Annotated in this window: 11 protein-coding genes; 4 read left to right on the forward strand and 7 right to left on the reverse strand. The window is 70.3% G+C overall.

The window, feature by feature from the left end:
- Window positions 1-124: 124 nt before the first annotated feature.
- Window positions 125-2,452: a serine/threonine-protein kinase gene (locus tag P2Q00_RS27115; RefSeq protein ID WP_275775690.1), complete on the reverse strand. Its 2,328-nt coding sequence runs from the start codon at window positions 2,450-2,452 to the stop codon at window positions 125-127.
- 173 nt (window positions 2,453-2,625) lie between these two features.
- Here P2Q00_RS27115 and P2Q00_RS27120 point away from each other — a divergent pair, with 173 nt between their 5' ends.
- Complete coding sequence (locus P2Q00_RS27120; protein WP_275775442.1) at window positions 2,626-3,669, forward strand: serine hydrolase domain-containing protein; 1,044 nt, start codon at window positions 2,626-2,628, stop codon at window positions 3,667-3,669.
- Window positions 3,670-3,750: 81 nt separating this feature from the next.
- Here the strand turns inward: P2Q00_RS27120 and P2Q00_RS27125 are convergent, their stop codons facing one another.
- Window positions 3,751-5,457, reverse strand: coding sequence for a glycerol-3-phosphate dehydrogenase/oxidase (locus tag P2Q00_RS27125; RefSeq protein WP_275775443.1), 1,707 nt, complete (start codon window positions 5,455-5,457; stop codon window positions 3,751-3,753).
- Window positions 5,458-5,729: 272 nt separating this feature from the next.
- Here P2Q00_RS27125 and P2Q00_RS27130 point away from each other — a divergent pair, with 272 nt between their 5' ends.
- A complete protein-coding gene (locus tag P2Q00_RS27130; RefSeq protein ID WP_275775444.1) occupies window positions 5,730-6,938 on the forward strand; it encodes a nucleotide sugar dehydrogenase in 1,209 nt (402 codons plus the stop codon).
- A 644-nt stretch (window positions 6,939-7,582) separates the two neighbouring features.
- Here the strand turns inward: P2Q00_RS27130 and P2Q00_RS27135 are convergent.
- The 4 genes from P2Q00_RS27135 to P2Q00_RS27150 all read right to left on the reverse strand — a co-directional run bounded on the left by P2Q00_RS27135 (window position 7,583) and on the right by P2Q00_RS27150 (window position 11,964).
- Window positions 7,583-8,707 (reverse strand): GuaB3 family IMP dehydrogenase-related protein, encoded by a 1,125-nt coding sequence (locus P2Q00_RS27135; protein WP_275775445.1) that lies wholly within the window; start codon window positions 8,705-8,707, stop codon window positions 7,583-7,585.
- Between the two features lie 104 nt (window positions 8,708-8,811).
- On the reverse strand, window positions 8,812-10,314 hold the full coding sequence (guaB, locus tag P2Q00_RS27140) for an IMP dehydrogenase (RefSeq protein WP_275775446.1): 1,503 nt from the start codon (window positions 10,312-10,314) through the stop codon (window positions 8,812-8,814).
- A gap of 154 nt (window positions 10,315-10,468) precedes the next feature.
- Window positions 10,469-11,056 (reverse strand): sigma-70 family RNA polymerase sigma factor, encoded by a 588-nt coding sequence (locus tag P2Q00_RS27145; RefSeq protein ID WP_030930346.1) that lies wholly within the window; start codon window positions 11,054-11,056, stop codon window positions 10,469-10,471.
- A 296-nt stretch (window positions 11,057-11,352) separates the two neighbouring features.
- Window positions 11,353-11,964, reverse strand: coding sequence for a response regulator transcription factor (locus P2Q00_RS27150; RefSeq protein WP_003948568.1), 612 nt, complete (start codon window positions 11,962-11,964; stop codon window positions 11,353-11,355).
- A 381-nt stretch (window positions 11,965-12,345) separates the two neighbouring features.
- Here P2Q00_RS27150 and P2Q00_RS27155 point away from each other — a divergent pair, with 381 nt between their 5' ends.
- Complete coding sequence (locus tag P2Q00_RS27155; RefSeq protein WP_275775447.1) at window positions 12,346-12,675, forward strand: WhiB family transcriptional regulator; 330 nt, start codon at window positions 12,346-12,348, stop codon at window positions 12,673-12,675.
- A gap of 48 nt (window positions 12,676-12,723) precedes the next feature.
- Here the strand turns inward: P2Q00_RS27155 and P2Q00_RS27160 are convergent, their stop codons facing one another.
- On the reverse strand, window positions 12,724-13,629 hold the full coding sequence (locus P2Q00_RS27160) for a LysR family transcriptional regulator (RefSeq protein ID WP_275775448.1): 906 nt from the start codon (window positions 13,627-13,629) through the stop codon (window positions 12,724-12,726).
- Between the two features lie 80 nt (window positions 13,630-13,709).
- On the opposite strand from P2Q00_RS27160, the gene P2Q00_RS27165 reads away from it, so the two are divergent.
- A complete protein-coding gene (locus P2Q00_RS27165; protein ID WP_275775450.1) occupies window positions 13,710-14,378 on the forward strand; it encodes an MOSC domain-containing protein in 669 nt (222 codons plus the stop codon).
- Window positions 14,379-14,454: the final 76 nt, after the last annotated feature.

Genomic DNA, 14,454 nt, shown 5'->3' on the forward strand with positions numbered 1-14,454 from the left:
TACCTGGATGCGTACGGTCCGCAAACACTCACGATACGTGCCGGAGGCAACCTGCAATGAGGGGATGCCATATCTCATATGGCATCTCGCGGCATCTCACAGCTCAAACGCCGACCGGCTCATTTCACGACTTGGGTTCGAACGTCTTCGCGAGCGTCTTCCAGGTGTCCTTACGGAGGTCACTGTCCCAATTCGCGGCTTTCGCCGTGTACATCAGCGCATATCCGAGATGGTCGTTGACGACGAATCCCCGGTCGATCGTCCGGTACTTCGTCCCGCTCTCCACATAGGTGAACTCCCAGTCGGCCGTGTTCCAGCCGCGGTAGTCCACCTGCTCTATGCGGATCTTCTGGTACTGCGAGCGCGTCATGTAGCGCTCCTGGTTCTTCCAGTCGGCCACGGGGTCACCCTTGGGCGTGGACGTCCACGCGACGAGCAGCTTCTGTCCGTCGGGCCCGGTGAACCGGTCCCCGGCCGAGCTCGCCGACTGGTACTTCCACCCCTTGGGCAGCCCGATCGAGTACCCCTGGCTCCCCTTGTGCGTCGTCTCCACCGCGGCGTCTCCCCCGGACGACCCGTCCGCCCCGGCACTGCTGCCGCCGGACGCGGTCGGACCGTTGCCGGGCGTGCTCCCGCCCGTCGAGCCCGAGGCGGACTGCGCGTCGCCTCCGTCCGCGCTGGTGCCGCCGCCCTTGTCCTCCTTGGTGTGGGCACTGGCGGACGCGCTCGCCGCGGCCTTTCCGCCGTTGTTCTTGGTGCCGTTCGAACTCTTGCCGTCGTCTCCGCCGAGCGTGATGGCCAGCACGGTCCCGATCACTGCGAGCACGAGCACCAACGCAATGATCACCAGCGTCCGCTTCGGCACCACATCGGTGAGCGGCGCCCTGGGCACGGGCCGCGGAGGCAGATCCGGCGGCGGCACGACCGGCCACCCCGAACTACGCCCACCGGCCGCCGCGTTCGCCCCCTGCGTCCCGCTCTCCCGACTCCCGGAGGCCGCACCTCCCGACGAGCCAGAAGCACTCGCGGAGCCCGAACCTGCCGACGAGGACGAACCGGAATCGGCCGAACCCGCCGAGCCCCCCGAAGCGGCCGAAGAACCGGCAGATTCCGAGGACCCCGATGCCGCCGACGAAGCCGAGGACTTCGCCGGAGCCGACGGCGCCGAAGCCGGCGACGAGGCCGACCGCGGAGCCGGAGGCGCTGAAGGCACCGCGGGCATAGGAGTCGTCGCAGCCGGGGGAGTCTTCAGAGCCGGAGGGGCCTTCGGAGGTGGAGGAGCCGAAGAACCGGCCGCCCCCGCCGCCCCGCCCCCGGCCGCCCCTGCGGACTTGGTGCCACCGGAGTCCGAACCCGCCGTACCGCTCGCCGACCTGCCGCGCGCCGCAGCCGCCGAACCGGCCGCCGCCCCCGCGGCCTTCCGCACGGAACGCAGCGCCCCGCGCAGCTTCTCCGCCGCCTCCTCGCCCCGCTTGCCGCCGGAGCCCCCCGAACTCCCCTTGCCCTTGGGCGCATCGGGCTGCACCGGCAACGGCACCACCCTGGTCGCATCCGCCGGCGGCTCCGGCTCGGCCTGCTTCGGCTCGGGGGCGTGGATCACCCGGTTGAGCATCGCCCGCGCACCCGCGTCGTCGAGCCGCTTGGCGGGATCCTTGGTCAGCAGCCCGTAGATGACGTCCTTCAGCGGCCCCGCGTTCTTCGGCTCCTCCATCGGCTCGGTCATCACCGCGGTGAGGGTCGCGATCGCGGACCCCTTGTCGTACGGCGGCACACCCTCGACCGCCGCGTACAGCAGCCCGCCGAGCGACCACAGGTCGGCCGCGGGTCCGGGCTTGTGCCCGCGGGCCCGCTCCGGGGAGATGTAGGAGGGCGCGCCGACGAGCATGCCGGTGGAGGTGATCGACGGGTCGCCCTCGACCTGGGCGATACCGAAGTCGGTGAGCACGACCCGGTCGGTTTCGCCCTCCAGCAGCACGTTCGACGGCTTCACGTCACGGTGCAGGATGCCCTCGCGGTGCGCCGAGCGCAGCACGTCGAGGATCGCGAGCCCGACCTCGGCCGCGCGCTTCGGCTCCAGCAGGCCGTCCTCCCGGATGACCTCGGCGAGCGACTTGCCCTCGACGAGCTCCATCACGATCCACGGCCGGTCGTCCTCTTCGACCACGTCGAAGACCGTCACCGCGCTGTTGTTGCGGATCCGCGCGATCGCCTTGGCCTCGCGCAGCGTCCGCGTGATCAGCCGGCGCTTCTCGTCCTCGTCGATGTTCGACGGGAACCGCAGCTCCTTGACGGCGACCGTCCGGCCCAGGGTCTCGTCCTCGGCCCGCCACACCGTGCCCATGCCGCCGCGACCGAGCACTCCTCCCAGCCGGTACCGCCCGGCGAGAAGACGCTCGCTGTTGTCCTGACGAGTCTCCTGACGGGATGTCCCCGCCCGCTCCGCCTCCGACATGCGTCCCCTCATGCAACCCGCCCTGACAGAGCCTCCATTGTCCCTCACCCGACAAGTGCCGGGCGCCCAGGGTGCCCGCCGGCGCCCTACGAGGAGCCTGTGCACCCTTGACCCCGCCGAACCGCGCGGCCCACCACCCTGCATGATGGGCCGCGACAAGGGAGGACCACGCGATGCCGCCGCTTCGGACGCTACTGGCCGTGCCCGTGTCCCTGGCGCTCCTGTCCCTGTCCCCGGCCGCCTCCTCGGCCCCCGCGGCACCGGCCACGGACACGCTCCTCCCCCTGCTGGTCACGCGGGGCAGAGCCCCCGCCGCAGCCCTTCTGGCCCGCGAGGAGTCCGGCACCCGCTACGCCGGGGCCGGCCGTGGCATCGCCCGTGCCGACCACTTCCGCGCAGGCAGCATCACGAAGACCTTCATCGCGACGGTCGTCCTGCAACTCGCGGCGGAACACCGGCTGTCCCTGTCCGACACCGTCGAGCAGCATCTGCCCGGCCTGGTGCGCGGAGCGGGCAACGACGGCCGCACGATGACCCTGCGCGCTCTGCTCACCCACACCAGCGGCCTGAACGACTTCGCCGTGGACACCAGAGCCGTGGTTCCCCTCTCCCCTCTTCAGGCCCTACGCATCGCACTCACCCACCCCCCGGCCGACCCCGGCCGCTTCTCCTACTCCAGCACCAACTACGTGCTGCTCGGCATGGTCATCAAGCAGGTCACCGGCCACTCGTACGCCACCGAGGCCGAGCGCCGCATCATCGCTCCGCTGGGTCTGACGGGCACCTCCTTCCCCGGCTCCCGTATCTCTCTGCCCTCCCCGCACGGCCGCGCCTACGCCGCCGACGGAACCGACGTCACCGAACTCGACCCGCGGGTGGCCGGAGCCGCGGGCGAGTTGGTGACCACGCTCGCCGACCTGGACCGCTTCTACGCGGCGCTGCTCGGCGGCGAACTGCTGCCCCCGCGCCGGCTGCGCGAGATGCTCGACACCCGCACCGCACACGGCCTGTACGGCATGGGCCTGTTTCCCGTGAAGCTGCCGTGCGGCATCACGGTCTGGGGGCACAACGGGCGCATCACCGGCAGCTACGTGCGCACCGCAGCCACCGTCGACGGCCGGCGTGTCCTCACCTTCCGCGTGAACACGGACGCGATCGCAGACCCCGACCTCGAACCACGGCTGCTCGCCGCCGAGTTCTGCCCCCGCACTCCGTAGAACGACCGGGTTCCGAACGTAGATCCCGGTTCACGACACCCGTTCGAGTGACGTTTCGAGTGATGTCCGGTGTCGGGCGTCCTACAGCGGCACGATGTCCGGCGCCCCCAGCCGAGCCGCATCCGCCGTCAGGTCGTCCGGCTGCCGCTGCGACTCCCGCTCCGCCTCCACCCGCTTCTCGTAGTGCTCGATCTCGCGCTCGATCTGGTCCTTGTCCCAGCCGAGCACCGGCGCCATGAGCTCGGCCGCCTCCCGCGCGCTCCGCGTCCCCCGGTCGAAGGTCTCGATGGAGATGCGGGTGCGCCGGGTCAGCACGTCGTCCAGGTGCCGGGCGCCCTCGTGCGAGGCGGCGTACACGATCTCGGCGCGCAGATAGTCGTCTGCGGCCTGCAGGGGCTCACCGAGCGACGCATCGGCAGTGACGAGGTCGAGGACCTCCTCCGCCATCGACCCGTACCGGTTCAACAGGTGCTCCACGCGCACCACATGAAGCCCCGTCCGTGCCGCGATCCGCGCCCGCGCGTTCCACAGCGCCCGGTAGCCCTCGGCCCCCAGCAGCGGCACGTCCTCCGTCACACACTCGGCGACCCGCAGATCGAGCCCGTGCACCGCCTCGTCCACCGCGTCCTTGGCCATCACCCGGTACGTCGTGTACTTGCCGCCCGCCACCACGACCAGGCCGGGCGCGGGATGCGCCACGGTGTGCTCGCGCGACAGCTTGCTGGTGGCGTCGGACTCGCCGGCCAGCAGCGGGCGCAGCCCTGCGTACACACCCTGCACGTCGTCCCGCGTCAGCGGCACCGCGAGCACCGAGTTCACATGCTCCAGCAGGTAGTCGATGTCCGCGCTGGACGCGGCGGGGTGCGCCTTGTCGAGGTCCCAGTCGGTGTCCGTAGTGCCGACGATCCAGTGCCGGCCCCAGGGGATGACGAACAGCACGGACTTCTCGGTGCGCAGGATCAGCCCGGACGACGAGCTGATGCGGTCCTTCGGTACGACCAGGTGGATGCCCTTGGACGCCCGGACATGGAACTGCCCGCGCTCGCCCACCATGCCCTGGGTGTCATCGGTCCACACTCCGGTCGCATTGACGATCTGCTTGGCGCGGATCTCGTACTCGCCGCCGGCCTCGACATCCTCCACGCGCGCCCCGACGACACGCTCCCCCTCCCGCAGGAAGCCCGTCACGCGCGCGCGGTTGGCGACTTTTGCGCCGTAGGCCGCCGCCGTGCGCACCAGGGTGGCCACATAACGGGCGTCGTCCATCTGGGCGTCGTAGTACTGCAGGGCTCCGACGAGCGCGTCCTTCTTCAAGGCGGGCGCCACGCGCAGAGCGTGGCGCCGGGTCAGATGGCGGTGCATGGGCAGGCCCCGACCGTGTCCGCGGGCCATCGACATCGCGTCGTAGAGCGCAACGCCCGAACCGGCGTACAGGCGCTCCCAGCCCTTGTGCTGCAGCGGGTACAGGAACGCCACCGGCTTCACCAGATGCGGGGCGAGCCGCTCCAGCAGCAGCCCGCGCTCCTTCAGCGCTTCTCGTACGAGCGCGAAGTCGAGCATCTCCAGATAGCGCAGTCCGCCGTGGATCAGCTTGCTGGACCTGCTGGATGTGCCCGACGCCCAGTCACGCGCCTCGACCAGGCCGGTGGACAGACCGCGCGTCACGGCGTCCAGGGCGGTGCCCGCACCGACCACGCCGCCGCCCACGACCAGTACGTCCAGCTCGCGCTCGGCCATTCCCGCCAGTGACTCGGCTCGCTGCGCCGGCCCCAGTGTCGCTGTCCTCACCGCTGCCTCCCGCTATCGATAGCGCCGGCCGCACCCGTCGGGCGAAGCCCGGTTCCTATCCCCCATGCCCAAATTCTGACCGGCTTGCCCGACTTCAGCCACCAGTCGCCCCCAGCCTGTGGACAACATTCCCGAGACCTGCGGAAAACGCGGACAACCAATCCCGCAAATCGGTCATATTTACTCCTAGTGTGACATTGCATCTCGCCTGTCCTGTCCACAGGGCTTGCGCACCTGTCCCGCTTCGGTTATTGAGAAGGACGGCCCACGCCATGCCCGCAGATCTCGCCGTCATCGGACTCGGCCCGTTCGGCCTGCCCCTGGCCCAGGCAGCCGTCGCGGCCGGCATCCCCACCCTCGGCTACCGAACCGGGCCCGAACCCGTCTCCCTCAGCCCCGCCGAGCTGCGCCGGATGCTCTCGGGGGGCTTCCGGCACGCCACCAGCCCGGCCGAGCTCGGCCGGGTGCGGACGGCGGTCATCTGCGCACCCACCACACGCGGCGCGGACGGCGCGCCCGACCTCGGCCAGGTGGAGGCGGCCGCCCGCACCCTGGCCGCGCGGCTGCGCCCGCACACCACGGTCATCCTGGAGTCACCCGTCCCCCCGGGCACCACCGAGGAGTTCCTCTGCCCCCTCCTCGAAGAGGGCTCCGGCCTCCAGGCGGGCCGCGATTTCCACCTCGCCTACTCCCCCAGCCGGGTCGACCCCGGCAACCGCGCCTTCACCCCTGCCAACATCCCCAAGGTGATCGGCGGCCTCACCCCGGCCTGCACCGAGTCCGCCGCCGCGTTCTACGGCCGCCTCACCGACAAGGTGGTACGCGCGCGTGGACTGCGCGAGGCGGAGACCGTGCAGCTTCTGGAGACCAACTTCCGGCACGTCAACATCGCGCTCGTCAACGAGATGGCCGTCCTCTGCAACAACATCGGCGTCGACGTCTGGGACGTCATCCGCTGCGCGGAGACCAAGCCGTTCGGCTTCGAGGCCTTCCGCCCCGGTCCCGGCGTCGGCGGCCACGCCGTCCCCCAGGACCTGACCGGCCACCCGGGCCGCACCCTGCGCATGGTCGAACTGGCCCAGCAGGTCAACAGCCAGATGCCCCGTTACGTCGTCCAGCGCGCCGCAGCACTCCTCAACGAGCACGGCAAGTCGGCGCGCGGCGCGCGCGTGCTGCTCCTCGGCGTCACCTACAAGCCGGACCTCGCCGACCAACAGGGCACCCCCGCCCCGGAGATCGCCGTCCGCCTCATGGAACTGGGCGCCTCGATCAGCTACCACGACCCGCACATCCCGTCCTGGAACGTCCTGGACCGCCCGGTCCCCCGCGCGGACGCCCTTTACGAGGCCGCGGCCGAGGCCGACCTGACGATCCTGCTCCAACAGCACCGGACGTACGACCTGCAGGGCCTGTCGGTGAAGGCACAGCTGCTGCTGGACACGCGGGGGGCTGCGCCCACGGGGGCGGCGCATCGGTTGTGAAGGGGGGCGCGCGGGTGGACGGGCACCGGGGGCTGGTGGCAGGCGGGGCGCGGCGCGGGTACCTTACGGAGACAGGTGGGGTCGGCCGCAGCGGGCACTGCGGCAGGCTCGTGGATGGATCACGGAGTGTCCACCCCTAAGTTGTCTGGGGGCGGCCGCTCGCCTTCCCACCAACAAGGTGGAGCCCACCGCAGGGGCTACTGCGGCAGGCTCCTGGATGGTTCACGGAGTGTCCGCCCCTAGTTGCTTTGGGGGCGGCCGCTCACCATCCGAAAATCCGCAAGATCCACCTCCTCCGGCACTTCACCATCCACGGACGGATCCGATCCCAGCGAGTGGGCTTGCGGTGACGTCCCATGGGCGCCCCCTTCCACGAGGCCGCCCAGTGCCCGGTGGACGGTCCGTTGGAAATCGGGCCGGGCCCCGAGGAGCGGGGTCCGGAACCAAATCCTTGGAAGGGGGCGCTCCAGCAACGTGGGGCGCCGACACGGACGTTATCGCCCTCGGACCGGCTGACCAGCCCGTATCCGTCCCGAACGCATCCGCGCGCCCCCGCACCACCCCACGCGCCCCGCGCAAGCCCACGGCACACAAAAGGGGCCGGTCACCCCACCAGGTGACCGGCCCCCATCACGCCGTAAGCCCTACCGCTTGTGCTGCGAGTCCGCCACCGTGACCTCGACCCGCTGGAACTCCTTCAGCTCGCTGTACCCGGTCGTGGCCATCGCCCGCCGCAGCGCACCGAAGAGGTTCATGGAACCGTCCGGAGTGTGCGACGGCCCCGTCAGCACCTCCTCGATGGTGCCGACCGTGCCGAGGTCGACCTTCTTGCCGCGCGGGAGCTCCTCGTTGACGGCTTCCATGCCCCAGTGGTGGCCCTTGCCGGGCGCGTCCGTGGCGCGGGCCAGCGGGGAGCCCATCATCACGGCGTCCGCGCCACAGGCGATCGCCTTCGGGATGTCGCCGGACCAGCCGACACCGCCGTCGGCGATCACGTGCACATACCGACCGCCGGACTCGTCCATGTAGTCACGGCGGGCCGCCGCCACGTCCGCGACCGCGGTCGCCATCGGGACCCGGATGCCCAGCACGTTGCGCGTGGTGTGCGCCGCGCCGCCGCCGAAGCCGACCAGGACGCCCGCCGCGCCGGTGCGCATCAGGTGCAGGGCGGCGGTGTACGTGGCGCAGCCGCCGACGATCACCGGGACGTCGAGCTCGTAGATGAACTGCTTCAGGTTCAGCGGCTCGTGCGAGCCGGAGACGTGCTCCGCCGAGACCGTCGTACCGCGGATGACGAAGATGTCCACGCCCGCGTCCACGACCGTCTTGGAGAACTGCGCCGTGCGCTGCGGGGAGAGCGCGGCCGCCGTGACCACGCCGGAGTCCCGCACCTCCTTCAGACGCGCGCCGATCAGCTCCTCCTTGATGGGGGCGGCGTAGATCTCCTGGAGCCGACGAGTGGCCCGGTCCGGGTCCAGCCCGACGATCTCGTCGAGCAACGGCTGCGGGTCCTCGTACCTCGTCCACAGGCCCTCGAGGTTCAGCACGCCGAGGCCGCCGAGCTCGCCGATGCGGATCGCGGTGGCCGGGGAGACGACCGAGTCCATGGGGGCGGCCAGGAACGGCAGCTCGAAGCGGTAGGCGTCGATCTGCCAGGCGATCGAGACCTCCTTCGGGTCCCGCGTACGGCGGCTGGGGACGACGGCGATGTCGTCGAAGGCGTACGCCCGGCGGCCGCGCTTGCCGCGCCCGATCTCGATCTCAGTCACGTCTGTGGCCTTTCCCTGATGCGTTGCAGCGTCTACCAGTATCGCCGACGGGTACGACAAGGGCGGCCCCGGTGCTCCGGGGCCGCCCTTGGAGAAGCTGCTGACTACTTGTTGCTGTAGTTCGGCGCCTCGACCGTCATCTGGATGTCGTGCGGGTGGCTCTCCTTGAGGCCCGCGGAGGTGATCCGCACGAAGCGGCCCTTGGACTCCATCTCGTCGATGGTGGCCGCGCCCACATAGCCCATGGTCTGGCGCAGCCCGCCGACGAGCTGGTGCAGCACGCTGGCCAGCGGACCGCGGTAGGGCACCTGGCCCTCGATGCCCTCGGGCACGAGCTTGTCGTCGGCGGCGACCTCGGCCTGGAAGTAGCGGTCCTTCGAGTACGACTTGCCCTGGCCGCGGGACTGCATGGCACCGAGCGAGCCCATGCCGCGGTACGACTTGAACTGCTTGCCGTTGATGAACTGCAGCTCGCCCGGGGACTCCTCGCAGCCCGCGAGCAGCGAGCCCAGCATCACCGTGTCGGCGCCGGCGGCCAGCGCCTTGCCGATGTCGCCGGAGTACTGGAGGCCACCGTCCCCGATCAGCGGGATGCCCGCCGGGCGGGCGGCGAGGGAGGCCTCGTAGATGGCGGTGACCTGCGGGACGCCGATGCCGGCGACCACGCGGGTGGTGCAGATCGAACCGGGGCCCACGCCCACCTTGATGCCGTCGACACCGGCGTCGATCAGCGCCTGGGCGCCGTCGCGGGTGGCGACGTTGCCGCCGATCACGTCGACGGACACGCTCGACTTGATCTTGGACATCCAGCTGAGGGCGTTGCTGTTGTGGCCGTGCGAGGTGTCGACGACCAGGAAGTCCACCCCGGCCTCGGCGAGCGCCTGGGCGCGCTCCAGGGCCTCGGGGCTGGCGCCCACGGCGGCACCGACGAGTAGCCGGCCCTCGGAGTCCTTGGCGGCGTTCGGGTACTTCTCGGCCTTGACGAAGTCCTTGACCGTGATGAGGCCCTTGAGAACGCCCGCCTCGTCGACCAGCGGAAGCTTCTCGATCTTGTGGCGGCGCAGCAGCTCCATGGCGTCCACACCGGAGATGCCGACCTTGCCGGTGACCAGCGGCATCGGCGTCATGACCTCGCGTACCTGGCGGCTGCGGTCGGACTCGAAGGCCATGTCGCGGTTGGTCACGATGCCGAGCAGCTTGCCGGCCGGGTCGGTGACGGGGACACCGCTGATGCGGAACTTGGCGCACAGGGCGTCCGCGTCGGCGAGCGTCGCCTCCGGGTGCACCGTGATGGGGTCGGTGACCATGCCGGACTCGGACCGCTTGACCAGGTCGACCTGGTTGACCTGGTCCTCGACGGAGAGGTTGCGGTGCAGCACGCCGACGCCGCCGAGGCGGGCCATCGCGATCGCCATGCGGGACTCGGTCACCTTGTCCATCGCCGCCGAGAGCAGCGGGATGTTGACCCGGACGTTGCGGGAGATTCGGGACGAGGTGTCGACCGCATTGGGGAGCACCTCGGATGCGCCCGGCAGCAGCAGCACGTCGTCGTAGGTCAGCCCGAGTGTCGCGAATTTACCGGGCACTCCGTCGACGTTTGCAGTCATGACACCTTCCCCAAATGGCCTTGATCGGTGCGGATGTCCATGCTAACGGGAAGCACGGCTCCCGAATTCCACGGTTCCGTATGACCCTGGGCTTCGTATGTTCGTACGGAATTGCCGAGAGCCCTGTTCAAGGAAGGCGCTTACGGCAATGGGGTTACTGCTCTGCGAGCGCCCTGAGCCGGCTCAGTGCCCGGTGCTGCGCGACCCGCACCGCTCCGGGTGACATTCCCAACATCTGGCCGGTCTCCTCGGCCGTGAGCCCGACCGCAATACGCAGGAGGAGCAGCTCTCGCTGGTTCTCCGGCAGGTTGGCCAGCAGTTTCTTGGCCCATTCGGCGTCACTGCTGAGTAGCGCCCGCTCCTCCGGGCCGAGCGAGTCGTCCGGCCGCTCCGGCATCTCGTCGGACGGGACCGCCGTCGACCCCGGGTGCCGCATCGCGGCTCGCTGCAGGTCCGCGACCTTGTGCGCGGCGATGGCGAAGACGAACGCCTCGAAGGGGCGGCCGGTGTCCTTGTAGCGCGGCAGCGCCAGGAGGACGGCGACACAGACCTCCTGCGCGAGGTCCTCCACGAAGTGCCGGGCGTCGCCCGGCAGACGGGACAGACGGGTGCGGCAGTAGCGCAGCGCCAGGGGGTGGACATGGGCGAGCAGGTCATGTGTGGCCTGCTCGTCTCCGTCGACGGCGCGATGGACGAGTGCACCGATCGCCCCTGCGGCACTCGCCGCCTCGTCGTCGCGCATCGGTCCATGGTGCCTTGCGGCCGCGCGGGCCGTGGCACCGTGTCCGATGTTGTGCACCGAAGCGTTATGAGCAGGTGCGCCGGAACTCATCCCTTGCGCCCTCCCCTTCCGCTCGACCGACTCGTCCCCGAGAGACTCCACACCTCAAGGATGCGGCATCCGCGCCGAAACGAGCACCGGGCACCAACAGGGCCACTTGACCGGGGTGCGCATCCGCGCCCCAAAAGGGGCGCGGGGAACTGCGCGACCAGCCACAAACGACCCGCACCAACGCGACGGCCTGCACGACCGAGCTCTCAGCGAACCAGACCCCAGCGGAAGCCGAGCGCCACCGCGTGCGCCCGGTCCGACGCACCAAGCTTCTTGAACAACCGCCTGGCATGCGTCTTGACCGTGTCTTCGGAGAGAAACAGCTCACGCCCGATCTCCGCGTTGGACCGCCCGTGGCTCATACCCTCGAGCACCTGGATCTCACGCGCCGTCAGCGTGGGCGCCGCGCCCATCTCGGCGGACCGCAGCCGGCGCGGGGCCAGCCGCCAGGTCGGGTCGGCGAGCGCCTGGGTGACGGTCGCACGCAACTCCGCACGCGAGGCGTCCTTGTGCAGATAGCCGCGGGCACCCGCGGCGACCGCGAGGGCCACGCCGTCCAGGTCCTCGGCGACGGTGAGCATGATGATGCGCGCGCCGGGGTCGGCGGACAGCAGCCGGCGCACCGTCTCGACGCCGCCCAGTCCGGGCATGCGTACGTCCATCAGAATCAGGTCCGAACGGTCGGCGCCCCAGCGGCGGAGGACTTCCTCGCCGTTGGCCGCGGTCGTCACGCGCTCGACGCCGGGCACGGTCGCGACCGCGCGGCGGAGCGCCTCTCGGGCAAGCGGGGAGTCGTCGCAGACGAGGACGGATGTCATGGCCGTCCTCCGCAGCTGATGCACGTCACCTTGAGCCTCCAGGCTGGTACGAAATCGTCACCTGTGCGGTCGACCGTCTCGGACGCCTGCCCGAGCACTTGTTGCTTCAACCGCCTCCGCACTCTCAACGATGGTCACTCGAAAGAGTTACGGGGCTGTGTGCCATCTTCGGCACTCTACGTGAGGGCACGGACACGGTGGAGACATGCAGGGCGGACCCTCAACGTTTCATCACAACCCATGCCCCATTTAGCCCTTTTTCTTCCCATCTACTGGCGTGTGAGGCTAGATTCGCAATGAGTCATATTTTCATCTCCTTAGATCGCAGATGTACGGTCGTGGGCACCATATCCGCTCAGAACGGCTACAAGGGGTCACGCAATGGCAGATTTCTCCCGCCTTCCCGGACCGAACGCGGACCTGTGGGACTGGCAGCTTCTGGCCGCCTGCCGCGGGGTGGACAGCTCGCTCTTCTTTCATCCGGAGGGTGAGCGCGGTGCGGCCCGGAGCGCTCGCGAGAACTCGGCCAAGGAGGTCTGTATGAGATGCCCGGTGCGCGCGCAATGCGCGGCACACGCGCTGGCGGTGAGAGAGCCGTACGGCGTGTGGGGCGGCCTGACCGAGGACGAGCGCGAAGAACTCATGGGACGGGCGCGGAACCGGCTGGTGTCGGCGGGGACCACCGGCGGGGACAGCGTCTCGAACACTTGAAGGAACGTTTCTTCATCTCGACGCGATGGGCACGCGCACACGTGCCCATCATTTTTGCCGGCGGGCGGCAGCACGCTTCAGCTGCTCCAGGGTCGCCATGACCGCCGGCACCTGAGCCAGATCGGGCAGCGTCAGCGCCACGATCTCCCGCCGCACCGCCGGCTGGAGCGTCAGCACGCGCGCGTGCCGCGGCCGTACGGACTCGATGGCGAGCTGCGGCAGTACGGCGACGCCGAGGCCGGCGCCGACCAGGCCGACCACCGCCGGATAGTCGTCGGTGGCGAAGTCGATACGCGGCGTGAACCCAGCGGTCTCGCACACCTCGACCAACTGCCCGCGGCAGCGCGGGCATCCGGCGATCCACGGCTCGCGCGCGAGGTCCCCGATGGCCACGGTCCCGGCCTGCGCGAGCCGGTGCCGCTCGGGCACGAGCCCCACGAGCCGGTCGCTCAGCAGCGGTCGTACGACGAGGTCGTCCCACTCCTCCGCGCCCGCCGCGCCCTCGTAGCGGAAGGCCAGCGCCACGTCGCAGTCGCCCTCGCGCAGCAGCTCGACGGAGGCGGGCGGTTCGGCCTCCTCCAGAAAGACGCGGGTGCCGGGGTGTGCGGCGCGCAGGGCGGCGAGGGCGGTGGGGACGAGGGTGCTGCTTCCGCTGGGGAAGGAGACGAGCCGGACCCGGCCCGCGCGCAGGCCGGCGATCGCGGCGACCTCCTCCTCTGCCGCGGTGAGCCCGGCCAGGATCCCCGCGGCATGCCGCACCAGCGCCTCGCCGGCCTGGGTCAGCCGCATCTCGCGCCCGCCGCGGATGAGCAGCGGCGTGCCGACCGATGCCTCCAGGGCCTTCATCTGCTGGCTGACGGCGGGCTGCGTACAGCCCAGTTCGCGCCCCGCGGCCGAGAAGGAGCCGGTGGAGGCGACGGCGCGCAGTACGCGCAGGTGGCGGGCTTCGATCACCGTTCGAGGATAAGTGATCCTTTGACCAGGAGCCCGATAATGCGTCGACACTTTGATCTGCTGTCACCTACCGTTCGGACATGAAGCTTCTGTCCCTGAACCTCGGCCGCCCCGAGCCCGTGCCGTACACGGACCAGCCGCAGGGCCTGACCGGCATCGACAAGCAGCCGGTGGACGGGCCGGTGCGGGTGGCGGCGCCCGGCCCCAAAGGGGTCGGCGGCAGCGGGCTGGCCGGGGACGCGGTCTGCGAACTGCGCCATCACGGCGGCGACGACCAGGCCGTGTACGCCGTCGCACGCGAGGACCTCGACGACTGGGAGCGCGAGTTGGGGCGCCCGCTGCGCAACGGCTCGTTCGGCGAGAACCTCACCACCGAGGGTGTCGACGTCTCCGGCGCGCTGATCGGCGAGCGCTGGCGGATCGGACCGGAGGTCGTACTGGAGGTCACCTCCGGCCGGATCCCCTGTGTCACCTTCCAGGGCCATCTGGGTGAGAAGGGATGGGTGAAGCGGTTCACGCGGAAGGGTGCTCCGGGTGCGTATCTGCGGGTGATCGAGCCGGGCGAGATCCGCGCCGGCGACCGGCTCGAGATCGTGCACCGGCCGGATCACGACGTGACGGTGGCGCTGCAGTTCCGGGCGGTCACGACGGAGCGGGAACTGCTGCCGCGGCTGCTGGCGGCAGGGGAGGCGCTGCATCCGGAGGGACGGAAGGCGGCGCGTGCGTACATGGAGAAGCACGGTTCCTGACGATCCGTCAGCCCTGCCCTCTCCTCGGATGCTTCACCACCGTCAGGCCCTGTGCAGAGATCGGATTCCCCCGGTC

This window comes from Streptomyces coacervatus, from assembly GCF_029223485.1.
Classification (GTDB): domain Bacteria; phylum Actinomycetota; class Actinomycetes; order Streptomycetales; family Streptomycetaceae; genus Streptomyces; species Streptomyces coacervatus.